The 21,666-nt window shown below is 72.3% G+C and carries 19 protein-coding genes; 8 read left to right on the forward strand and 11 right to left on the reverse strand.

The genetic code is table 11. The features are described from left to right. Positions 1 to 32: 32 nt before the first annotated feature. From H0H10_RS22165 to H0H10_RS22175, 3 genes are all read right to left on the reverse strand, one after another. Positions 33 to 884 carry a carbohydrate ABC transporter permease gene (locus H0H10_RS22165; protein WP_188182770.1) on the reverse strand — a complete coding sequence of 284 codons (852 nt, stop codon included), beginning with the start codon at positions 882 to 884 and terminating at the stop codon, positions 33 to 35. Positions 885 to 897: 13 nt separating this feature from the next. Beyond that, positions 898 to 1,863 carry a carbohydrate ABC transporter permease gene (locus tag H0H10_RS22170; protein WP_188182771.1) on the reverse strand — a complete coding sequence of 322 codons (966 nt, stop codon included), beginning with the start codon at positions 1,861 to 1,863 and terminating at the stop codon, positions 898 to 900. A 259-nt stretch (positions 1,864 to 2,122) separates the two neighbouring features. After that, positions 2,123 to 3,445 (reverse strand): ABC transporter substrate-binding protein, encoded by a 1,323-nt coding sequence (locus H0H10_RS22175; protein WP_188182772.1) that lies wholly within the window; start codon positions 3,443 to 3,445, stop codon positions 2,123 to 2,125. 198 nt (positions 3,446 to 3,643) lie between these two features. Between H0H10_RS22175 and H0H10_RS22180 the strand changes: the two genes are divergently transcribed. Then, positions 3,644 to 4,693 carry a LacI family DNA-binding transcriptional regulator gene (locus H0H10_RS22180; protein WP_188182773.1) on the forward strand — a complete coding sequence of 350 codons (1,050 nt, stop codon included), beginning with the start codon at positions 3,644 to 3,646 and terminating at the stop codon, positions 4,691 to 4,693. Positions 4,694 to 4,736: 43 nt separating this feature from the next. Here H0H10_RS22180 and H0H10_RS22185 read toward each other — a convergent pair whose 3' ends face one another. Both H0H10_RS22185 and H0H10_RS22190 read right to left on the reverse strand, forming a co-directional pair. Further along, positions 4,737 to 5,348 (reverse strand): DUF998 domain-containing protein, encoded by a 612-nt coding sequence (locus tag H0H10_RS22185; RefSeq protein WP_188182774.1) that lies wholly within the window; start codon positions 5,346 to 5,348, stop codon positions 4,737 to 4,739. Between the two features lie 72 nt (positions 5,349 to 5,420). Then, entirely contained in the window at positions 5,421 to 6,401 is a 981-nt protein-coding gene (locus H0H10_RS22190; protein WP_188182775.1) for an ArsR/SmtB family transcription factor, read from the reverse strand. Positions 6,402 to 6,733: 332 nt separating this feature from the next. Here H0H10_RS22190 and H0H10_RS22195 point away from each other — a divergent pair, with 332 nt between their 5' ends. Both H0H10_RS22195 and H0H10_RS22200 read left to right on the forward strand, forming a co-directional pair. After that, positions 6,734 to 8,377, forward strand: coding sequence for a hypothetical protein (locus tag H0H10_RS22195; protein ID WP_188182776.1), 1,644 nt, complete (start codon positions 6,734 to 6,736; stop codon positions 8,375 to 8,377). A gap of 203 nt (positions 8,378 to 8,580) precedes the next feature. Next, positions 8,581 to 9,243: a phosphoribosyltransferase gene (locus H0H10_RS22200; RefSeq protein ID WP_188182777.1), complete on the forward strand. Its 663-nt coding sequence runs from the start codon at positions 8,581 to 8,583 to the stop codon at positions 9,241 to 9,243. A 76-nt stretch (positions 9,244 to 9,319) separates the two neighbouring features. Here H0H10_RS22200 and H0H10_RS22205 read toward each other — a convergent pair whose 3' ends face one another. Then, positions 9,320 to 9,973 (reverse strand): dienelactone hydrolase family protein, encoded by a 654-nt coding sequence (locus tag H0H10_RS22205; protein ID WP_188182778.1) that lies wholly within the window; start codon positions 9,971 to 9,973, stop codon positions 9,320 to 9,322. A gap of 221 nt (positions 9,974 to 10,194) precedes the next feature. On the opposite strand from H0H10_RS22205, the gene H0H10_RS22210 reads away from it, so the two are divergent. Continuing rightward, a complete protein-coding gene (locus H0H10_RS22210; RefSeq protein WP_188182779.1) occupies positions 10,195 to 11,073 on the forward strand; it encodes an SDR family oxidoreductase in 879 nt (292 codons plus the stop codon). Between the two features lie 74 nt (positions 11,074 to 11,147). Further along, complete coding sequence (locus tag H0H10_RS22215; RefSeq protein WP_188182780.1) at positions 11,148 to 11,600, forward strand: YbhB/YbcL family Raf kinase inhibitor-like protein; 453 nt, start codon at positions 11,148 to 11,150, stop codon at positions 11,598 to 11,600. A gap of 28 nt (positions 11,601 to 11,628) precedes the next feature. Here H0H10_RS22215 and H0H10_RS22220 read toward each other — a convergent pair whose 3' ends face one another. The 5 genes from H0H10_RS22220 to H0H10_RS22240 form a co-directional block, all read right to left on the reverse strand. Beyond that, positions 11,629 to 12,279: a GntR family transcriptional regulator gene (locus tag H0H10_RS22220; protein ID WP_188182781.1), complete on the reverse strand. Its 651-nt coding sequence runs from the start codon at positions 12,277 to 12,279 to the stop codon at positions 11,629 to 11,631. Positions 12,280 to 12,457: 178 nt separating this feature from the next. Further along, positions 12,458 to 13,183 (reverse strand): aspartate/glutamate racemase family protein, encoded by a 726-nt coding sequence (locus tag H0H10_RS22225; protein ID WP_188182782.1) that lies wholly within the window; start codon positions 13,181 to 13,183, stop codon positions 12,458 to 12,460. 28 nt (positions 13,184 to 13,211) lie between these two features. Further along, on the reverse strand, positions 13,212 to 14,693 hold the full coding sequence (locus H0H10_RS22230; RefSeq protein WP_188182783.1) for an NCS1 family nucleobase:cation symporter-1: 1,482 nt from the start codon (positions 14,691 to 14,693) through the stop codon (positions 13,212 to 13,214). 262 nt (positions 14,694 to 14,955) lie between these two features. Then, complete coding sequence (locus tag H0H10_RS22235) at positions 14,956 to 16,260, reverse strand: amidohydrolase family protein (RefSeq protein ID WP_188182784.1); 1,305 nt, start codon at positions 16,258 to 16,260, stop codon at positions 14,956 to 14,958. A gap of 91 nt (positions 16,261 to 16,351) precedes the next feature. Then, the gene (locus tag H0H10_RS22240) at positions 16,352 to 17,632 is read right to left on the reverse strand and encodes an amidohydrolase family protein (RefSeq protein ID WP_188182785.1); all 1,281 of its coding nucleotides are present in this window, start codon (positions 17,630 to 17,632) and stop codon (positions 16,352 to 16,354) included. Positions 17,633 to 18,093: 461 nt separating this feature from the next. Here H0H10_RS22240 and H0H10_RS22245 point away from each other — a divergent pair, with 461 nt between their 5' ends. The 3 genes from H0H10_RS22245 to argG all read left to right on the forward strand — a co-directional run bounded on the left by H0H10_RS22245 (position 18,094) and on the right by argG (position 21,532). Beyond that, positions 18,094 to 19,086: a GlxA family transcriptional regulator gene (locus tag H0H10_RS22245; protein ID WP_188182786.1), complete on the forward strand. Its 993-nt coding sequence runs from the start codon at positions 18,094 to 18,096 to the stop codon at positions 19,084 to 19,086. Between the two features lie 89 nt (positions 19,087 to 19,175). Beyond that, a complete protein-coding gene (locus H0H10_RS22250) occupies positions 19,176 to 19,799 on the forward strand; it encodes an isochorismatase family protein (RefSeq protein WP_188182787.1) in 624 nt (207 codons plus the stop codon). A 287-nt stretch (positions 19,800 to 20,086) separates the two neighbouring features. Next, on the forward strand, positions 20,087 to 21,532 hold the full coding sequence (argG, locus tag H0H10_RS22255; RefSeq protein WP_188182788.1) for an argininosuccinate synthase: 1,446 nt from the start codon (positions 20,087 to 20,089) through the stop codon (positions 21,530 to 21,532). The last annotated feature ends 134 nt before the right edge of the window (positions 21,533 to 21,666 follow it).

A 21,666-nucleotide genomic window follows, 5' to 3' on the forward strand; every position in this document is an offset into this window, starting at 1 on the left:
CGCCTGTGCGGAGGGCGGGAGGCGGGCCGGGGTCAGCCCTTGAGCGCGCCGGACATGAAGCCGCGTACGTAGTGCCGCTGGAGCAGCAGGAACAGCAGCAGGCACGGCACGGCGAGCACGGTGACACCGGCCTCGGTGGCGCCGTAGTCGATGGCGCCCATGCTCTGCTGGCGCAGCGTGGCGACGGCGAGCGGCAGCGGTGCCTTGGAGCTGTCGCTGATGAGGATCAGAGGGGCGATGAAGTCGTTCCAGGCGGCGAGGAAGGCGAACAGGCCGACGGTGATCAGTCCGGGCTTCACGGCCGGCGTCATGATGCGGGCCAGCGCCCGGAAGGTGCCGCAGCCGTCGACGAGGGCGGACTCCTCCAGTTCCCTGGGCACCGCCTCGAAGGAGATGCGCATCATGAAGGTGGCGAACGGCAGCTGGAACACGGCGAGGACGAGGCTCAGGCCGATCAGTGAGTTCTGCATTCCGGCCATGCCGAGCAGGACGTACAGCGGGATGAGCAGGGTCGCGTACGGGACCATCAGGATCGCCAGGGTCAGCAGGAACAGCAGGTTCTTGCCGGGGAAGTCGAAGCGGGCGAAGGCGTAGCCGCCGAGCAGGGACACGGTCAGGGTGACGGCGACGGTGAGCAGGGAGACGACGGCGCTGTTGGCGAGGTAGCGCCACAGTCCGGCGTCGTACTCCAGCAGGGCGCGGTAGTTTCCCAGGCCGTAGCCGGAGTCCTGGGAGGTGCCCGGGGCCGGTGCGACCGACGCCCAGGCGGACCACAGCAGCGGGAAGAGGAACAGGACGGCCAGGCCGCCTGCGAGGACGTAGTAAGGGGTGCGGACCGGGCCGGTGGGACGGCCGGGGCCGCGCGGTGCGCTCGGGGATGCCATGGCGGCGGTTCCTTCAGGATTCGTCGGAGCGGCGCAGACCGCGGAACTGGGCGGCGTTCAGGATCAGCAGGGCGAGCAGCACGAGGACGGAGAGGGCGGCGGCCGTGCCGAGGTCGAGGCGCTGGAACGCCTCGCGGTAGATGAGCTGCACGACGGTGACGGTGCTGTTGTCGGGGCCGCCCTTGGTGAGGACGAAGAACTGGTCGAAGGCGAGGAGCGATCCGGTGACCGACAGGACGAGGGTGAGGGCGAGGGAGGGGCGCAGCAGCGGCAGGGTGATGTGGCGGAAGGTCTGGCGGCGGCTCGCGCCGTCGATGCGGGCCGCCTCGTACACGTCGTGTCCGATGCTCTGGAGGCCGACCAGCAGGATGAGCATGTAGAACCCGGCGAACTTCCACACCACCAGGCCGACCGTCGACAGGAGTGCGGCCGTGGGGGTGCCGAGGAAGGAGACGGGTTCGTCGGTGAGGCCGAGACGCTGTGGCAGTGCGGCGATCGGTCCCGCCGAGGGGCTGTAGAAGCCCCAGAACAGCAGGGAGGCGGAGGCGAGGCCGAGCACGCTGGGCAGGAAGTAGGCGGTGCGCAGGAAGCCGACGCCGGGGCGGGCCTCCTGGACGAGGAGGGCCAGCAGGAGGGCGATGCCGATGAGCAGCACCGTGGTGACGGCGGTGTAGAGCAGGGTGAAGCGGACGGCCGGCCACAGCAGGTCGCCGTCGGCCAGTTCCGTGTAGTTGTCGGGGAGGTTGAGGCTCTGGTAGCCCGTGAGCAGGGGCCAGTCGCTGGCGGACATGCGGCCCACGAGCAGCAGCGGCAGCACGAAGAGGACGGCCACGAAGGCGGCGGTGGGCGTCGCGTAGCCGATCCCCTTCGCGGTGCGCGTCCGCCACCACGGCGGTCTGCGGCCGGGATCGGTCCGGGCGGCCGCCTTCGGTCCGGCGGCGCGGGCACGTGTCGGTGGGTCGGCGGCTCGGGTGGGCATACGGCTCCCTGGAGTGCGACGGCGTGCACGGAGCGGGCCGGGCGGGTCCGGCTATCGGTCGGCGGACACGGAGTGGATCGGGCAGGTCCGGGTCGCGGTACGGCGAACGCAGAACGGTCGGGCGGGTCCGGGTCGCAGTACGGCCGACGCCGAACGGTCAAAGCGGGTCCGGGCCGCAGTGCGGCGGCGTGCCGTGCGCGTCGCGCGGGGCGGCGGCGTGCCGTGCGCGTCGGGCGGTCCGCTCGGCGGACGCGCCGGTTCAGTCGGCCAACGACCGGCTGATCGCCTCGTTGTCGGCGCGGATGCGCCCCGCGTCGCCGTACACGGCGTCGCGCATCAGCTTCAGCCACGGCCCGTTCGGGTCGTTGAAGGTCTGGCCGAACTTCCTGGCGTACGGTGTCCGCCCCTTGGCGACGAGCTGGTTGACGGTGACCTGCCGGGGGTCGGCGGCCGCGTGCCTGTTGTCGGCGAGGTCGGTCCGGGCCACGACGTCGCCGTGCGCGGCGACCACGTCGACCTGGGCCTCGTCGCCGAGCGACCACTTCAGGAAGTCCCAGGCCTGGTCCGCCTTGTCGCTGGTGGCGGCGATGCCGATGGCGTCCCCGCCGACGAACGTGGACGTGCCGCCGTCGGGCCCGGGGATCGGGGCCACCCCGAAGTCGAGGTCGTCGGGCATCAGGCCGAGCGTGGTCGACGGCATCGGCATCACGCCGATGTTCCCCTTCGGGAAGCGGCCGGTCCAGGTGGCGCCGGTCTCCTCCTTTGCGCCGGCGGCCGCGATGCCGTCCTCGGCCCAGCCCCGGTAGACGTCGTAGACGGACCGTGCCGTCGGCGAGTCCAGGGCGGAGGAGGTGCCCTCGTCGTTCATGACCTGCTCCCCCGCCGCCCAGATCGACGGCCACCAGGTGAACACGCCGCAGCCGCCGCAGTTCCCGCCGAAGAACGTGCCGTCGACGCCGCCGCCGAGGGCGTCGACCGCGCGGGCGTGCCGGTCCCACTCGGCGAGGGTGGCCGGCGGCTCGCCGGGGTCGAGGCCCGCCTTCTCGTAGAGCGTCCTGTTGTAGAAGAGGACGGACAGGTCGAGGGTGTGGGGCACCACGTACCGCTTGCCGTCGTACGTGCCGGCCTTGATGTGGGACGGGGCGAGGTCGTCGGCGTACGGCAGTGCGTCGATGCGCCCAGACAGGTCGGCGAACAGGCCGGCGGCGGCGTAGTCCGGGGCGAACACCACGTCGGCGGCGAACAGGTCGGGCAGGTCCTTCGATCCGGCGGCCGTACCGACCTTGGCCTGGTAGTCGTCAGTGGGGATGACGGTCAGCTCCACCTTGTTCCGGTGGCCGGCGTTGTACGCCTTCACCAGGGCCTGGCTCTGCGCCTGGGTGGCCGCCCGGGTCCACATGGTCAGCGTCGTCCCGTCGTCGACGCCCCGGGTGCTGCCGGATCCGCCACCGGCTCCCCCGTCGCCTCCGGCGGCTCCCATGCCCTTGCCGCAGCCCGCGGCCAGGGTGGTCAGGACGGCGGCGGCGAGGGCCGCCAGGGCCATACGGCGGACCGGTCCGGGCGGTGAGGCGGCTCTCCTCATGGTGAACGCTCCCCTGATACGGCCGCGCACGGAGTGCGGCTCCGAAAGACTGGGAAAAGGCTTTCGGTTGGAACGTAGGGGGTGGCCATGTCACCGTCAATAGGTCTGCGACAGCGTGGAGTTGAAGAGGTGATGATCCGTCGCGCGACGACCGAAAACCTTTTCCGGGCGTCCGAAATCTCGACTACACTCGCCGCCATGAAGCCCGCCGATCCCCCGAAGCCGGCAAGCGGCCCGACCCGCGCCCGCGCCGCCACGCTGACCGACGTGGCGCGCCTCGCCGGGGTATCGGTGGCCACGGCGTCCAAGGCCCTCAACGGACGCAGTCAGGTGCGCGCCGAGACCCGGGTGCGGGTGCAGGAGGCGGCCGAGCGGCTGGCCTTCCGCCCCAACCCGCTCGCGCGCAGTCTCCTCGCCGGGCGCACCGGCACGGTCGGGCTGCTGACGAGCGACCTGGAGGGGCGCTTCAGCATCCCGATCCTGATGGGCGCCGAGGACGCGTTCGGCGCGGGCCGCGCCGCGGTGTTCCTCTGTGACGCGCGCGGCGACTCGATCCGTGAACAGCACCATGTGCAGGCCCTGCTGGAGCGCCGCGTCGACGGGCTCATCGTGGTCGGCTCCCGTACGGATCCGCGCCCGTCGCTCGGCCGCGGACTGCCGGTACCCGTCGTGTACGCCTACGCTCCCTCGTCCGACACGGACGAGGATCTGTCGATCGTCCCCGACAGCGTCGGCGCCGGGCGCATGGCCGTCGGGCACCTGCTCGCCTGCGGGCGCAGCCGCATCGCGCACATCACCGGGGACGTGAACTACCTGGCGGCCCGCGAACGCGCCGAGGGCGCGGCCCGGGCCATGGGCGAGGCGGGTCTGCACCTGCTCGAAGAGCCGCTGTACGGGAACTGGTCGGAGGGGTGGGGCAGGGCCGCGGCCACCATGCTCCTGGACCGCCACCCGGATCTCGACGCGCTGCTGTGCGGCAGCGACCAGATCGCGCGGGGCGCCCTCGACATCCTGCGGGAGCGGGGCCGCACGGTGCCGGACGAGGTGGCGGTCATGGGCTTCGACAACTGGCATGCCGTCACGGACGGCGCGCGCCCCTCGCTGACCAGCGTGGACCACAACCTCCAGGAGATCGGCCGGGTGGCGGCCCAGGCGCTGTTCCAGGCGATCGACGGCCGCATGCGGCGGGGCGTGGAGCTGCAGCCCGGGCGGGTGGTGATCCGGGCGTCGACGGTGGCCCTGGGCTGAGACCGCGGTGCCGTCGTCCCGTGCGCACTCGCCGCCGATCGCGTCACGGTGCGACCGGCTGCTCGTTCCGGTCCCCGGTGGGGTGGGGGCAGGAGGCCGCGACCACGAACGGCCACACCGACTGAGCGGTGGTCACGACGCGTTCGGCTACACCGGCGCCACCCTGCCGGTGCATCTCGATCAGGAACCAGGCTCCGCCGGCGGCCATCAGGGCCGTCACCGCGACCGAGGGCGCGAGCCGGAGGGCCCAGGGAGCGGCGTCGCCACCGCCCCCGGCGGCCAGGACCGGCCACACCGCCAGCAGGGTGAACCCGACGGCCACCACGGTGCCGTGACGCAGGGAGCCGCCGCTGCTCGGCGCCGGGATCAGCACCACGGCCAACGCCGACAGTCCGCCACCGGCCAACGCCAAACGTCCGGCGAGTGCGGCCGCCCGCAGGCCCCAGGCGGTCAGCAGGTGGCAGGCTCCCAGAGCGAGGAACGCCCCGGTCATCACCCAGAATCCCGAGGCTCCGTAGGCCCCCAGGACGCTGATGGTCTCGGTGGCCGGGTCGTAGACGGGCCCTTCGAGCAGCGCCGCGATCGTCCAGCCTCCGATCAGCAGGACGGGCGCGCACCCCGACGAGAGAAGGACCCATCTGGGAACAAGTCGCATCGATCAACCATAAAACGCCCGTCTTGCCCCCCGCCCGGCGCCGGGTCCGGGCGTTCGGTGTCTCCTGGACCGTCACCCGCCTGTCGCCAGCGCGCCCCCGAGGGAGGTCCGCTCGTAGACGACGTGCCGTCCGTACCGCCGGGAGGTGAGCAGTCCGGCTTCGCGCAGGACGGTGAGGTGTGAGGAGACCGAGGAGGGAGCGAGTTCGAGCCGGCGGGCGAGGGAGGTCGTGCTCGCGGGCGTGTCGAGTGCGGCGAGTACGGCGGCCCGGCCGCGCCCCAGCAGGCGTACGAGGGTGTCCGGGGTCCGTTCGGCGGGTTCGGACCACAGGTGGACGATGCCGCGGGCCGGATAGGCGAGAGTGGGCTGCCGGGGCGGCTCGAAGGTGCCGATCACCTTCGGCCAGATGAAGACGCTGGGCATGAGGACCAGTCCCTGTCCGTGCAGGTGCCGCTCGTGCTCGGCCCGCGCCGCGACGGTCAGCGTTCCGGCGTGCCAGGCGCAGCCGGCGCTGATCTCGGGGAGCAGTTCCCCCAGGCCGTGCTCGGCGAGCCGGCGGGAGCGGAAGGCGATGTCGGCCTCCAGCAGGGCGTGCAGGCGGGGCCAGTCCGGTTCGACGAGGTGGTGCCAGACCTGCTCCAGCAGGCCGGACAGGTCCCGGATCATCCGGTCCGGGTGCCCCAGCCAGGCCCGCTCGCGGGCGGCATCGAGTGCGCCCGGGGTGGCCGAGAGCGAGCGGACGGCGTCCGCGCGGACGGAGTCGGGGTCGGCGGCACGGACCGCGGCGATCTCCTGCTCGAAGGTGGCCGCCGGGCCGTTCGGGGGTGGGCAGAGCCACCCGGGTGTCGGACCGTGGAGCGGCATCAGCAGCCACAGGGGCGTGAGATCGAGGGCGGCCGCCCGCTCCCGGTTCCGGCGCAGCCACGGCCGCAGATAGGCCCTGCGGTCAGGGCGCTTGAGGGTGCGCGCAGCCTCCTGGGTCTCCCACAGCGGCGAGACGGCGAAGCGGCAGTTGAGGTAGTCGTCCTCGTCGAAGTGCAGGCGCGTCGGCATGTTCCCCCCATGACACGTCGGGCCGACGACGGGCGGGCCGGCCCGGGTCGGCTTCCACGGCCGCGGCCGCCCCGCCCGCCGGGACGAAGGCGCGGCCTCCCGTCTGCTTCCCAGCCCGCCATCTGTCATGCCTGGGTCATTCCGGCCATCGGAGGCGTCCGCCGGGGCGACGATTCGCCTCCGCCCGAATCTGTTGGCCTGCGGGTGCACGGCAGCCAGACTCACACCTCCCACAGGCCACCTCGGGCTGCTGCGGCCCCGGGACGCGACGGCAGGCGCTCTTCCGCCGTCCGGTGGCCGCCCGCACCGGCATCACTGACGAAGGGCATCGCATGAGCCGACTGTTGTCGCGCACACGCCTGGCCGCCGGCACGGCACTGGCCGGGGCGCTGATATCCGCGCTCCTCCCCGTCGGCGGCACGGCCCCGGCGACGGCCGCGGACGATCCCGTCCCGGTGCACGAGGGCATGCCCGACGACGGCTTCGCCGACGAGCACGAGGGCGAGCAGGACGACACGGTCGGCCCCGGCGGCACCCCTTCGGCCACCGCTCCGGCACCGGCCGATCCGGTGCCCGGCCGGCCGGGCGACTTCCGGCTCGCCGCGGGCTCCGACCTCACGGGGCTGGTGAACCGGCTGGACGCCGCGCTGCCCAAGCAGGGACTGACCGAGCTGATGGAGCAGGCCAACCGGTCCGCCGGCCGGGACGGCGACTGCGGCTCCACCGGCATCTACGGTCCCGACCTCCTGGTCACCGACCGGGTGTGCTGGGAGAACGACGACGCCACCTCCACGGAGTGGGTCCCGCAGGCGATCTCCGGCGTGTCCGACGCACAGGAGGACGAGGACTGGGGCACCTCGGACGCCGAGCCGATCGCGGTCGGCTCGTACGACGCGCGGAATCCCGGCCGCAGCGATCAGGCCTCGGGCCGGGAGGACTGCCTGGAGGCGAGCGCGTCCGACGCCTGCAACGAGAAGGGCGTCCGCGTCAGCTTCTTCAACCAGGCCACCAAGAAGTACCGGCACGTCCTGCTGGTCTGGCCGTACGTGAACTCCAAGGAGCACATCTCCTTCGACGCGCTGCACGCCCGGGAGGGCAGGTGCACCGGCACGGTCACCGCGAGCTGCAAGGCGCAGAACGGCATCCACGCCGGCGGCATGGTCTGGTACGGCAACCATCTGTATGTCGCGGACACGGCCAACGGTCTGCGCGTCTTCGACCTGCGCCGGATCATGGACCTCAACCCGGACGGCGACGCCGGGACCGACGACCCCACGCCGGACGGACTGGTCAGCGACGTGCAGGACAAGAAGCGTGTCGGCCGTCAGAGCAACGTCTGGTACGGCTACGGCTACCGCTATGTCATGCCGCAGGTCGCGACGCTGCGGTTCACCACGGCGCGGAACGCCGGCGACACGAGCAAGAACCAGTGCTACACCACCGGCCGCCCGAAGGCCTCGTACGTCTCCCTGGACCGTACCGGCACGGACCACATGGTGCTGGGCGAGTACTGCAACTTCAACGGCGGCACGAGTCCGGGCCGGGTGGGCACCTACCCCATGACGGCACTCACCGCGGCCGTGGAGGGCGCGCCCGGCACGGTCGCGGACGCCGACCTGGCCTACGGGCTGCCGACCGGAGGATCGTTCGACGGCGAGCCGTTGTGGCACAAGATCCAGGGGGCCCTGCGGTACGAGGGCAAGTGGTACTTCCACCGCAGCAACGCCTACGACAACGGCCGCCTGCTGCAGGCCACCCCGCGCACGGTCGACGGCACCGACCGGCTGGTCGGCACCGAGAAGGCGCTCCAGAGCTCCTTCGGACCGGAGGACCTGTACATGGCGCACGGGCGGGGCGACGGCCGGCCTCCCCGGCTGTGGTCGCTGAGCGAGCACGCGCCGAGCGCCTGCGGTCTCTGCGAACGGGAGGTGTACAGCTACGACATGGGTGAGGTGGTCGCCGGCTTCGGCTCCTGACCCTCCCCCTTTCCGCTTTCGCCGTTTCGCCGTTTCGCCTGCGTCCTGCGGGAGACCCCGGACAAGGACAGGACAACCCTGACGCGTCTGGGGCTCGCGGTCCCCCGCGGGAGCCCGCCGCCGGGTCGCCCGGCCCGTCGGCGGCGCAAGCGGGCGAACCCGCCCCAGGGCGCCTCCTCGCCCGAGGAAGGCGGACATCAGGTATGCGATTCCACGACCGCCGGGAAGCCGGCCAGGAGCTCGCCGCCCGGCTCACCGAGTGGGCGGCCGGCGGAGATCTCGTCCGCCCCGTCGTCCTGGCGCTGCCCAGAGGCGGGGTTCCGGTGGCGGCTCCGGTCGCCCAGGCCCTGTCCGCACCGCTGGATGTGCTGGTCGCCCGGAAGATCGGCCTTCCCGGACAGCCGGAGCTGGGGGTCGGTGCGATCGTGGGCGACGATCCGCCGCTGTTCGACGGGCGTACGTTCCAGATGCTGGGCCTCGACGAGGACAGCCTCGGCCCGCAGGTCGCCCGCGAGCGGACCGAACTGCACCGCCGTGAGGTGCTGTACCGGGGCGACCGGCCCGCGACCGACGTCACGGACCGGACCGTGATCGTCATCGACGACGGTCTCGCCACCGGCGTCACCGCACGCGCCGCCCTGCGCCACCTGCGCCGGCGGAACCCGGGCCGCCTGATACTGGCCGTCCCCGTCGGCGCTCCCGACTCCGTCGCCGCGATGAGCCAGGAGGCCGATGACGTCCTCTGCCTCTACCAGCCGCCGGAGTTCCGCGCGGTCGGCGAGTGGTACGTGAACTTCGACCAGACCGGCGACGACGAGGTGATCGACACCCTGCGGCGGCACAGCGCCCCGGCACCGGAGCGCTGAGGGCGCTGAGGGCGGTGCCGGGGGGCGGGGTCCGGGCCTGACGGGCGAGCCGTTGCTCTGCCTCGCAGACCGGCTACTACGGCCGGGTCACCGACCGCAACTGCTCGTCGCACCAGTCGCCGGCCAGCGCCACGGCCTCGTCGAGGGCGCCCGGTTCCTCGAAGAGATGAGTGGCCCCGGCCACCACACGGACGGCGTGCGGCGGCTCCAGTCGGCGGGCAGCCTCCTGGGTCACCCGCAGCAGGGCCGGCTCCTGGCCGCCCGCGATGAACAGCACCGGTATCCGGACCCGCTCGATGGCGTCCGCCTCCGGGTCGGGCCGTGCGCCGCACAGCACCACGGTCAGCACGCGGTCCGGCAGGTCCGCCGCGGCCTCGAGCACGGCGTTCGCCTGGGTGCCGGCCCCGAACAGGACGACCGGCAGTTTCCGTGTGGACGGTTGAATCTTTACCCAGTCGACCGCGGCCACGATGCGGCGGGGCAGCATGCCCGCGTCGAAGCGCCGTGCGCCCGTGTCCCCTTCGTCCTCCCTCTCGCTGAGCAGATCCACCAGGAGCGTGGCGAAGCCGGCCGTGTGCAGCTGAGCGGCGATGGACCGGCTCCGGGGGTTGTGCCGGACGGTGTCGACACCGTGCGGCAGCAGGACCACTGCCCGGGCCGACGCCGGAACGGCGAGGTCACCGTCGAGCGTCACGTGGTCGGCGGGCACCGACACCGTGTCGGAGATCATGGGCATCACCTGCTCTGGAGGTCACTGACTTCCCGGACGTACGTGTCCGATGTCCGGCGAGTACCCGCCGGAGGGGAACCGGATCGCCTCGGCTGCGGCGGATCACGCGGTCCGGCGGGCACCCGCGGCGTCCGCCCCCGTTTCCGCCGTTCCCGGGGCGGGAACCCGGGGCCGGCCCCGCAGAGGGGAAGCCCGTGCCGGCGATCAGGAAGGCGAGAGCCGTGAACCAGCCCCAGAACCCCGCACACCAGCATCCGCGGCCCGAGTTCCCCGCCCAGGACCAGCCTCATCCGGGCTGGACCGGGCCCATGGACCCGCCGCCGGACCACGGCGAGCAGTCCTACCGGGGCAGCGGCCGCCTCGACGGCCGCAAGGCGGTGATCACCGGCGGGGACTCCGGAATCGGACGGGCGGTGGCGCTGGCCTTCGCCCGCGAGGGAGCCGACGTGCTCTTCACCCACCTCGACGAGGAGAAGGAGGAGGCGCGCGAGACGGCCCGGTGGGTCGAGGACGCCGGCCGCCGTGCGGTCCCGGTCTCCTGCGACATCCGCGAAGAGGCCAACTGCCGGTCCCTCGTCGAGCGGGCCGTGGCCGAGTTCGGCCGCATCGACGTCCTGGTGAACAACGCGGCCTACCAGATGTCGCAGCCCGAGGGCATCGAAGCGATCTCCACGGAGCAGTTCGACCGCGTGCTGCGCACGAACCTCTACGGGATGTTCTGGCTGTCGAAGTTCGCCCTGCCGCACATTCCCGAGGGCGGCAGCATCATCAACTCCACCTCCGTGCAGGCCTACAAGCCCAGCCCCCACCTGCTCGACTACGCGATGACGAAGGGGGCGATCGTCACCTTCACCCACGGGCTGGCCCAGATGCTGGCCGACCGGGGCGTCCGCGTCAACGCGGTCGCGCCGGGACCGGTGTGGACGCCGTTGATCCCCGCGACGCTGCCGGACACGGTCGAGTTCGGCAAGCAGGCGCCGCTCGGCCGACCGGCCCAGCCAGCGGAGATGGCACCCGCCTACGTCTTCCTGGCCTCCCCGGAGGCGTCCTTCATCACCGCCGAGATCGTCAACGCGACGGGCGGCACCCCGCTGCCGTGATCACACCGGGGCGCCGGGAAAGGCGCCCCATTGGGTGGGTTATGTCCCGCTTCGGCAGGGGTACTCCGGGACGCATGGCCGGTATCGACCTCAGCAGCAGCGCATTCAGCGACCACACCCTCATCGCCCGGCGGTACGCGTACGAGGGAGAGAACGTCTCGCCCCCACTGACCTGGAGCGGCGTGCCGGACGACGCTGCCGAACTCGTGCTGTTGTGCGAGGACCCGGACGCCCCGTCCGGCACCTTCGTGCACTGGATCGTGGTCGGCATCGATGCCCGCAGCGACGGCGTCGCCGCGGGGCAGAGCCCACCCGGCGGCACCGAACTCGTCAACGGCTACGGCGAACAGGGGTGGGGCGGGCCGCATCCCCCTCCGGGGGACGAGGCACACCGGTACTTCTTCCGTCTCTACGCCCTGGCTCAGCTGTGCGTCCTGCCCGACGCGCCAACCGCCGACCAGGTGCACCAGGCGGTGGACGACCACCAGCTCGCGAGCGGCACCCTGGTGGGCCTCTACCAGCGCTGACACGGCCCGCCGGAGCCGGCCGGTCTCCTCAGGTCCGGTTCTGTTTCCGGTGGTCCATGGCCGCCTTGCGGCTGCTGGCCAGGTGCTGCATCACCAGGGCCTCGACCCGCGGCACGTCCCGTTCCGCGATGGCGTCGTAGAGCGCCTCGTGCTCCCGTGCGACGGCCAGCAGGTCGTCGTGCTGGCCGAGGAGCCAGCGCAGTCTGCTGCGCAGGACGCGTTCGAGCTCGGTCAGCAGTTCGTTGGCGGCCAGCGAGGTGACGGTCTGGTGGAAGTCCGCCGCCGCACGCCGCGCGCGCACCGCGTCACCGGCGCGCGCGGCGTCGAGTTCCGCGTCCACGTCGGCGCGCAGCCGCTCCAGCCCGGCCCGCGTGTGCCGCTGCGCGGCCAGCCGGAACGCCAGTGCCTCCAGAGCCGAGCGCACCTCGTCGAGGTCGGCGACGTCGCTGGGGGTGAACTCCCGCACGACCGCCCAGGTCCGTGGCCGCGGTGTCACCAGGCCCTCGGCGACCAGCACCTTCAGCGCCTCCCGTACGGGCAGCCGGCTCACGCCCAGCGCCTCGGCCAGTTCCCGTTCGACCAGCCGGCTGCCGGGCCGCCGCACTCCGTCGAGGATCTCGTCACGCAACTGCCGCGTCACCCGCTCCGACTCGGGTGCGAAGTCCCCTGACGCAGTCATCCCCGTCCTTCTTCTGTCGTCGACTCCCCGCGGTGCACCGTGGATTCCCCGTACGGTGCACCGTGAGCCGCGGGATCAGCGGCACAGCGACCTTAGCGAACGGCGTCTTCGGCGGCACACGCGGCGACGCGGTGCGCGGGGCCGCCGACGCCGCCCGGTCCGGGGCGTCCCTGCGGTGTCAGCCCGCCGCCGGCGGCCAGTTGACGATCCGCTTGGGCCGCGGCGGGGCGTAGGTGCGCACCTTGGACGTGGACAGGCCGAGGCGGACCAGTGACTCGGCGATCGTCACGGCGGCGGTCACCCCGTCGATGACGGGCACACCGGTGCGCTCGACGACGACGTCCGCGAGGCCGGCCATGCCTCCGCAGCCCAGGCAGATCACCTCGGCCCGGTCGTCCCGCACGGCGCGCAGGGCCTCTTCGGCGATGGCGTCGACGGCGGCCTTCTCGTCGCGCTCCAGGTCGAGCACGGCCAGTCCGCTGGCGCGCACGGAGGCGCAGCGGGCGCTGAGCCCGGCGACGTGGAGGCGTTCCTCGATCAGCGGGACCGTGCGGTCGAGGGTGGTGACGACGGAGTAGCGGCGGCCGAGGAACTGGGCGGTGCTCGCGGCGGCCTCGGTGATGTCGACGACGGGGACGTCGAGCAGTTCCTGCAGCCCTTCGCGGCCGTGTTCGCCGTATCCGGCCTGGATCACCGCGTCGAAGGGCCCGGGGTGGGCGCGGACGGCCTCCATCACGGCGACGGCGGCGAGGTAGCTCTCGTAGTTCCCCTCCACCGACTCCGCGCCGAACGCGGGGGTCAGCGGGACGATCTCGGTTCCCGGGGAGGCCACGCGGGCCGCCTGTGCGCCGATGGAGTCGGTGATGGACTGGGTGGTGTTGACGTTGACGACGAGGATGCGCATGGGTGGACCTTCGGCTCTGACGGGCGGTCTATTCGGCGTCCACGGCGATGGCTTCGCCGTCGACGTCGCGGATCGGGGTGGCACGGTCGGCGACGACCGTGTAGAGCCCGGCGGCGAGGACGGCTCCGACGAACCAGGAGAAGCCCGCCACCTCCTCGAACGCCGGCACCAGGGCGACCACGACGGCGATCGCCGCGCTGGGGAGGAAGGCGGCGACGGCACGCGGGTTGTAGCCGCGGCGGTAGTGGTACTCGCCCTGCGCGTCCTGCGTGTACAGCTCGGGGACGTTGACGCGGGCCCTGCGCAGCAGCCAGTAGTCCGCCATGATGACCCCGAACAGAGGGCCGAGCAGCGCGCCGAGGCCGCCCAGGAAGTAGTTGACCACGATCGGGTTGTTGTAGAGGTTCCAGGGCGTGATGACCAGGCCGAGGACGGCGCTCACGAGGGCGGCCCGCCGGAAGTTCAGCCGGCGCGGGAAGAGGTTGACGAGCGCGTAGATGGGCGCGACGAAGTTGGCCAGCAGGTTCACCGCCACCGTGAGGGCGATGAGCGCGAGGGATGCGACCGCCAGCAGGAACATGTTCGGGATCGTCCTGACGATGTCCGTGGGGCTGGTGATGACGCGGCCGTCGAGCTTGAACTGGGCGCCGCTGAGGACGGCCACGATGACGGCGAAGAAGAGCATGTTCACCGGGATGCCGACGACGTTGCCGCGGACGATGGAGGCCCGGCTCCGGGCGGACCTGGTGAAGTCGCAGAAGTTCAGCACGAACGTCCCGTAGATCACCACCCACAGCGCGGCGGCCTGCAGGATCTGCAGCCACATGGCGCCGCCGGTGAGCGGTGCGTCGACCGACAGGGAGATCGAGCCGTCGGCGCGGACGAACATCCACACGGCGAGGGCGCACATCGTGATCAGCGTGGTCGGTGCGGCGAACGCCATGTAGCGCCGGATCATCTGCATCCCGTAACTCACGATGAGCACCTGCAGCGCCCACAGGGCGAGGAAGGTGATCCAGCCGAGCGTGGACTGGCCGAGCAGGGAGTTGGTGTCCAGGCGGCTCAGCCCGGGGAACATCGCCACCAGCAGGGCGCTGAGGACCACGGCGGCGAGGTAGGTCTGGATGCCGAACCAGGCGATGGCGACGGCACCGCGCACCCCGGCCGGGATCCTGGCCCCGTTGATGCCGAAGGCGATGCGGCTCATGACCGGGAAGGGGACGCCGGTCTTGTGCCCCATGAACCCGGACAGGGTCAGCAGGAGGAAGAGCAGGACGGAGGCGACGGCGAAGGCGGCGAGGATGCCCCACACGCTCAGTCCGAGCGCGAAGAGACCGATGGCGAAGGCGTAGTTGCCGAGACTGTGCACGTCGTTGGCCCAGAGGGTGAAGACGTTGTAGGCGCCCCAGCGGCGCCCCTCTCGCTTCGTCGGGGCGAGGTCGTACGTGTAGAGGCCGGGGCTGACGGCGGCTCGGGTCTCCACGGGCGACTGGTCATCCAGGGCAGTCATGGGGGCTCCTGGGGTCGGGGGACGGGAAACAGAAGGTTCCACATATCGGAAATTCATTTCCGGTGCGCAGAACGTAGGTTTCGCCGATCGACGGAGTCAAGGGTCCTGCCAGGTCCTTCACCAGGCCTTTCACCGGCTCGGGGCGGCCCGGTTTCGCGGCATGCGGAAGCACCGCCCGGCCCCTTCGGGCACGGCCGGACGGCACTCCTCGCACGGGCGTGACGGTCCCCTCTCGGACTGTGGTGCGGATACGGACGTCGTGTCAGACGAGGCGGCCGTCGCGGGCCACGACGGTGCCGCCGTGCACCACCAGGTCCCGCTGCGGCATGTCGACCACCACCTGCGGCACGCACTCGCCCCGCACGAGGACGAAGTCGGCCGGGCTGCCGGGCGTGAGGCCGGCCCGGGGCAGACCCATGACGTCGGAGCCGCCGTGGGTGGCGGCCTCGTAGCAGGAGGACAGTTCCTCGTCCAGACGCATGTCCGTCACCCAGCCGAGGAGGTGCGCGCGGTGCATCATGTCCGCGTTGCCGAAGGGACTCCAGGCGTCGCGCACTCCGTCGGAGCCCAGGCCGACCTTGACCCCGTACTCGCGCAGCCGGGCGACGGGCAGGACGAGGTCGCGGCTGGGCGCCACCGTGGTCAGGGAGATGTCGAGGTCACCCAATTCCTCGGCCAGTGCTCCCAGTTCGGCATCGGACAGCCCGGGCAGGCAGAAGACATGGCTGACGGTGACCCTGCCCTGGAGGGACAGCGCCCGCGTGCGGTCGATGATGCCGCGCAGCACCGTCACACCCTTGGCGTCGGTGTCGTGGAGATGGATGTCCACGCCGGTGCCGTGACGGTCCGCCAGCCCGAAGACGAGGTCGAGCTGCTCCTCGAGGGCGTTGTCGAAACTGATCGGGTCGATGCCGCCGATGCAGTCCACGAGGCCGCTGCGCGCGGCCTCTTCGAGCAGGGCGGCCGTCCCCGGGGTGCGGACGACGCCGTGCTGCGGGAAGGCGACGATCTGCACGTCGAGCGCGTGCCGCAGCCGCTCGCGCGCCTCGGCGACGCCTTCCACGCCGGCCAGTCCGTAGGCGGGAGCGACATCGGCGTGCGCCCGCATGGCACGGGTCCCCCGCGTCACGGCGTGCGCCATGAGTCCGTAGGCCCGTTCCCCGACGCTCCGGCTCTGGCTGTCGAACAGTTCGACGTCCTGTGCCACGAAGTCCGCGATGGTGTCGGCGGGCCTGCGTGACACCCACGGGCCGCCCCATGACGTCTTGTCCGGGTGGATGTGCGCGTCGACCAGGGAGGGCAGGGCGATGCGGCCACCGCCGTCGATGACTTCGGCGCCCCCGGGGGCGGGACGGTCACTGATACGCCCGTCGACGACGGTGAGGTCCACGGGCTTGCGGGCCCCGAAGGGCCGTACGTTCCGGAAGACCACCGCCTGGCGGGGACGCTTGCGGGCGTCGGCCGCGGCCGGGGCCGTGCCGGCGGACAGCATCGTGCCGGTGGCGGCCACGGTGGCGGCGGTCGCGAGCACGGCGCGCCGGGACGGCGTGGAGGGCGCGGGCGTCATGGTGTACTCCTTCGGCGAGGGGGAGGAAAGGGAGGGGAGCCCGCCGGGGCCGGGTGCGCGGGCCACGGGGCGCCGGGGTGCGAGCGGGTGTTCAGCAGATCCGGCCGGCGCGCACGACACGCACGGGCCGCGACAGGGCAGAGACGTCGCTCAGCGGGTCGGAGTCGAGGACGACGAGGTCACCCGCGTACCCGGGCGCCGGCCGGCCGACGACTCGGGAGAGTCCGAGCAGCCGCGCCGCCTCGGTGGTGGCCGTGCGGATCGCGTCCAGCGGCGACAGCCCGGCGGCGTGCATGAGCTCGACCTCACGTCCGATGGGGGTCACCTCACCGCCGGACGAGTCCGTGCCCGCGGCCAGGGGCACACCTGCCTCGTGGGCGGCCCGGACGGCGTCCTTGAGGACCGGCAGATAGATGCGGCCCCGCTCGGCGAGCACCGAGTCGGGCGACTCCGCCAGCCCCGCGATGGCGGTGAGGGTGGGCGTGAAGTACGTCCCCCTGCCGCGCATCTCGTGCAGGGTGCGCTCGCCGACGAAGACGCCGTGCTCCAGGGACCGGATGCCGGCCCGGACCGCGTCGTGGCAGCCCTGCTCGCTGTAGCTGTGGCAGAGCACGCCCTTGCCGCCGCGCCGGGCCGCCGCCACGACCTCCGCCAGTTGCTCGTAGGAGTACACCTGGGTCAGCGGGTCCTGGTCGGGCAGCCCGGCCCGCTCGTTGACACGCGTCTTGATCACGTCGGCACCCCGGGCGAGGTTCACCTCGACCACGTGTCTCAGGGCCTCGGCGGAACGCACTCCGCCCTTCAGGCCCGCGAGAGCAGCCAGGTCGGGGTCGGCGAGCACCGAGTCGCCCATGTCGGGCGTGACGAACACCCCGGCGGCCCTCAGCCGGGGCGCCTGACCGGGGAGCCGGCGGGCGAGTTCCCGTACGGCGATGTCCTGGTAGAAGGTGGTGGACCCGCTCCGTGCGCTGGTGGCTCCCTTGGTCACCGCCTCACGCGCCTCGGCGACGGTGCCGAGGTGGATGTGGGCGTCGACCAGGCCCGGCAGCACCCAGTGGCCCTCGGCGTCCAGACGGGGAAGGTCCGCGGGGACGGCTCCCTGGCGGCGCGGGCCCGCCCGGTCCACCTTGCCCGAGCGGATCACGACGACCGCGTCCTCGGTGACCTCGCCCGTGGCCGGGTCGAGCAGCGTGCCGCCCTCGATCACGAGGTCGCCGTACGGGGCCCCCTCGCGCGCCGGGTCCGCCGGGCGTGCGGCGGCGGGGGCCGCGGTGGACAGGACGGCCGCGGTTCCCGCGAGAGCCGCGGCACCGGCGAGCACACCGCGCCGCGTGAACCGGCTCGGGGGTGGAGGGGCGGGCTCAAGACACATGACGACTCCGCTGTCCGGGGGAGATGCAACCAGGGGAGGTGCAACTGGCCCCCGTTTTGTATCCCAAATTTGCCCAGCCCAACAAGGGTCACGCTCTCCACGCTTCGACAAACCTGCCTGACATGCGGTTTCTCCGGACAAGATCTCCACGAGAGCGCAGCAGAGAACACCCGAGATGCGGTATCCCAAATGGTCTTCGCGCGGTGGCCGGGCCGGTCAGGCCACGGCGATTCCGGGCCCGTGGGCGGGCACGAGGTTGCCCGCCTTGCGGGCACCCACGTCGTTCACTGACGCCATTCACCCTTCACGACCAGGATCCATAGAGTCCAAGACTTGCCGTCGGTGTCTTCCATCGATCTCACCTATGGCTCTGGAGCTCGCTTTCGCGGCCGGCGGCGCGTGTCCGGATGTGACAGGGAATCGTCATTGCGGCCACAGGAGGCCGCGGCGAGGATGAGGGCATGCCCCTTGCACACCGTGTCGTCATCGCGGTCTTCCCGGACGTCGATCTCCTCGACGTCACCGGCCCGGCCGAGGTCTTCTCGCTGGCCAACCGGGAGACCGCGGGCCGCGCCGGCTACCGGGTCCGCCTCGCCGGGCCGGTCGCCGGCGAGGTCCGGACGTCGGCCGGTGTGCGCCTGGTCACCGACGTGGCGTTCGACGACGTCGGCGAGGAGGTGGACACCCTGCTGGTGCCCGGCGCGGTCGACATGACCGGCGACGGGCCCGTGGCCCGTATCGACGGCGAGGTCGTCGCATGGGTGAAGGAGACCGCTCCGCACGCACGGCGGGTCGCGTCGGTGTGTGTGGGCGCGCACCTGCTGGCGGCGGCGGGGCTGCTGGACGGCAGGATCGCCACCACCCACTGGTCGACGGCCGCCCAGCTCGCCGCCGACCACCCCGCCGTCACGGTCGACCCCGACCCGATCTTCGTCCGTACCGACCGCGGCCGGCTGTGGACCGGGGCCGGGATCAGCGCCTGCCTGGATCTCGCCCTGGCCCTGGTCGCGGAGGACGTGGGTGAGCAGACCGCGCTGGCGGTGGCCAGGCAGCTGGTGATGTACCTCAAGCGGCAGGGCGGTCAGAGCCAGTTCTCCGTGCCGCTCAGCCGCCCCGCCGCCGGCCGGCGGGACATCGACGAACTGCGGCTGTGGATCGCCGACCACCTGGACGCGGACCTGTCCGCGTCCGCCCTGGCCGCCCGGATGTGCCTCAGTGAGCGGCACTTCGCCCGCGTCTTCGCCCAGGAGACGGGCAGCACTCCGGCCGCCTACGTCGAAGCGGCCCGCGTAGAGGTGGCCCGGCGCCTGCTGGAGACCACCGACTGCCCGCTCGACCAGGTGGCGGCCGCCACCGGACTCGGTTCGGCGCAGACCCTGCACCGGGCGTTCCGGCGGCAGCTCGCCACCACTCCGGCGGCCTACCGCCGCCGCTTCCGCACGCAGGCCGGCTGACCTGCACGACCCACGGATCGTCCCCTCCCGGCGTGCCCGCGAGGCGGACGGCTCCGCCATGCCCCACCAACCCGATGAAAGGTCCCGAGATGAGCACGCATGCCCCGTCCACGACCCTGCGCGACGTGATCGGACTGGACAACCGGCCGCCCCGGCTGAGCGAGTCCGTCCTGGTCATGATCGACTTCCAGAACACGTACCGCACCGGCGTCATGGCCCTGGACGGTGCCGAGGAGGCCCTCGCGGCGGGCGCCCGCCTGCTGGCGCGGGCCCGGACCGCGGGCACCCCCGTCGTCCACGTCGTCAACGACGGCGGCGAGAACACCCCTTACGACATCCGCGCCCACATCGGGGCCATCAGCGACGAGGTCGCCCCGGCCGACGGCGAACCGGTCGTCGTCAAGCAGTTCCCCAACGCCTTCCACGCGACGGGCCTGGAGGACACCCTGCGCGAACTGGGCCACGCCCCCGGCAACGGCAAGGACCTCGTACTGGCCGGGTTCATGACCCACATGTGCGTCGCCTTCACCGCCCAGGGCGCCTTCAACCTCGGCTACCGGCCCACCGTCGTCGCCGAGGCCACCGCCACCCGCGACCTCGCCGCCCCCGACGGCACCGTCCTGCCCGCCGGAGACCTCCAGACCAGTGCCCTGACCACCATCACCGACCTCTTCGGCCTCGTCGTACCCGCCGGCGACGCCCTCCCCGACTGAGCGGGCTCCCCGTCGGACGTGCCGCGCGGATGATCAGGAGCGCCGCCGGGCCCGGCATGCCGTGCAGAACTCGCGGCAGATCCAGCAGCCTGCGGCGGCGACACCCGCCAGCACCGTGGCACCGACGACGAAGGGCGTGATCATGCCGTCAGCATGACAGACGTCCGCGGCCCCCTCCCCCCTGCCCCTGGCCCCTGGCCCCTGCCCAGGGCCTTGCGGCCGGGGGCCGCACCGCCCGGCGACAACACTGCTTTGCATGATCATGCGTGATGATGCATACTCTTCCTATGTCAAAGGTCCTCACCTCCCTTCCCGCCGGCGAGCGCGTCGGCATCGCCTTCTCGGGCGGCCTCGACACCTCGGTCGCGGTCGCGTGGATGCGCGACAAGGGCGCCATCCCGTGCACCTACACCGCCGACATCGGTCAGTACGACGAGCCCGACATCGCCTCGGTGCCCGGCCGCGCGAAGACCTACGGCGCCGAGATCGCACGCCTGATCGACTGCCGGGCGGCGCTGGTCGAGGAGGGCCTGGCCGCACTCACCTGCGGGGCGTTCCACATCCGCTCCGGCGGGCGCGCCTACTTCAACACCACCCCGCTCGGCCGCGCCGTCACCGGCACCCTGCTGGTCCGGGCGATGCTCGAGGACGACGTCCAGATCTGGGGCGACGGCTCGACCTTCAAGGGCAACGACATCGAGCGGTTCTACCGGTACGGCCTGCTGGCCAACCCGCACCTGCGGATCTACAAGCCGTGGCTCGACGCGGACTTCGTGACCGAGCTGGGCGGCCGCAAGGAGATGTCGGAGTGGCTGCTCGCCCACGACCTGCCCTACCGCGACAGCACGGAGAAGGCGTACTCCACCGACGCCAACATCTGGGGCGCCACCCACGAGGCCAAGACGCTGGAGCACCTGGACACCGGCGTGGAGACCGTCGAGCCGATCATGGGCGTCCGGTTCTGGGACCCCGAGGTCGAGATCGCCACCGAGGACGTGACGATCGGCTTCGACCAGGGCCGCCCGGTGACGATCAACGGCAAGGAGTTCGCCTCCGCCGTCGACCTCGTGATGGAGGCCAACGCCATCGGCGGCCGGCACGGCCTGGGCATGTCGGACCAGATCGAGAACCGGATCATCGAGGCCAAGAGCCGCGGCATCTACGAGGCCCCGGGCATGGCCCTGCTCCACGCCGCGTACGAGCGGCTGGTCAACGCGATCCACAACGAGGACACCCTCGCCCAGTACCACAACGAGGGACGGCGCCTGGGCCGGCTGATGTACGAGGGCCGCTGGCTCGACCCGCAGGCCCTGATGATCCGGGAGTCGCTGCAGCGCTGGGTCGGCGCGGCCGTCACCGGTGAGGTGACACTGCGGCTGCGGCGCGGCGAGGACTACTCGATCCTCGACACCACGGGCCCGGCGTTCAGCTACCACCCGGACAAGCTGTCCATGGAGCGCACCGAGGACTCGGCGTTCGGCCCGGTGGACCGGATCGGCCAGCTCACCATGCGGAACCTGGACATCGCCGACTCGCGCGCCAAGCTGGAGCAGTACGCGGGGCTCGGCCTGATCGGCACCGCCGGTCCCGCGATCGGTGCCGCCCAGGCGGCCGCGACGGGGCTGATCGGCGCCATGCCGGAGGGCGGGGCCGAGGCCATCGCCTCCCGCGGCGAGGTCACCGGTGACGACGAGATGCTGGACCGCGCCGCCATGGAGTTCGGCACCGACTGACCGGCCCGTCGGCCGGACGGCCCGGCACCGCGCCCCGGACGGAGTGCACCACCACGGAAGGCCGGCTCGACGCCTCTGGCGTCGAGCCGGCCTTCCGTATGTTTCCGCGTCTCCCAGAGGCTGCCGGGAGGACA

The organism is Streptomyces griseicoloratus (assembly GCF_014534645.1).
In the GTDB taxonomy this organism is placed as follows: Bacteria; Actinomycetota; Actinomycetes; order Streptomycetales; family Streptomycetaceae; genus Streptomyces; species Streptomyces griseicoloratus.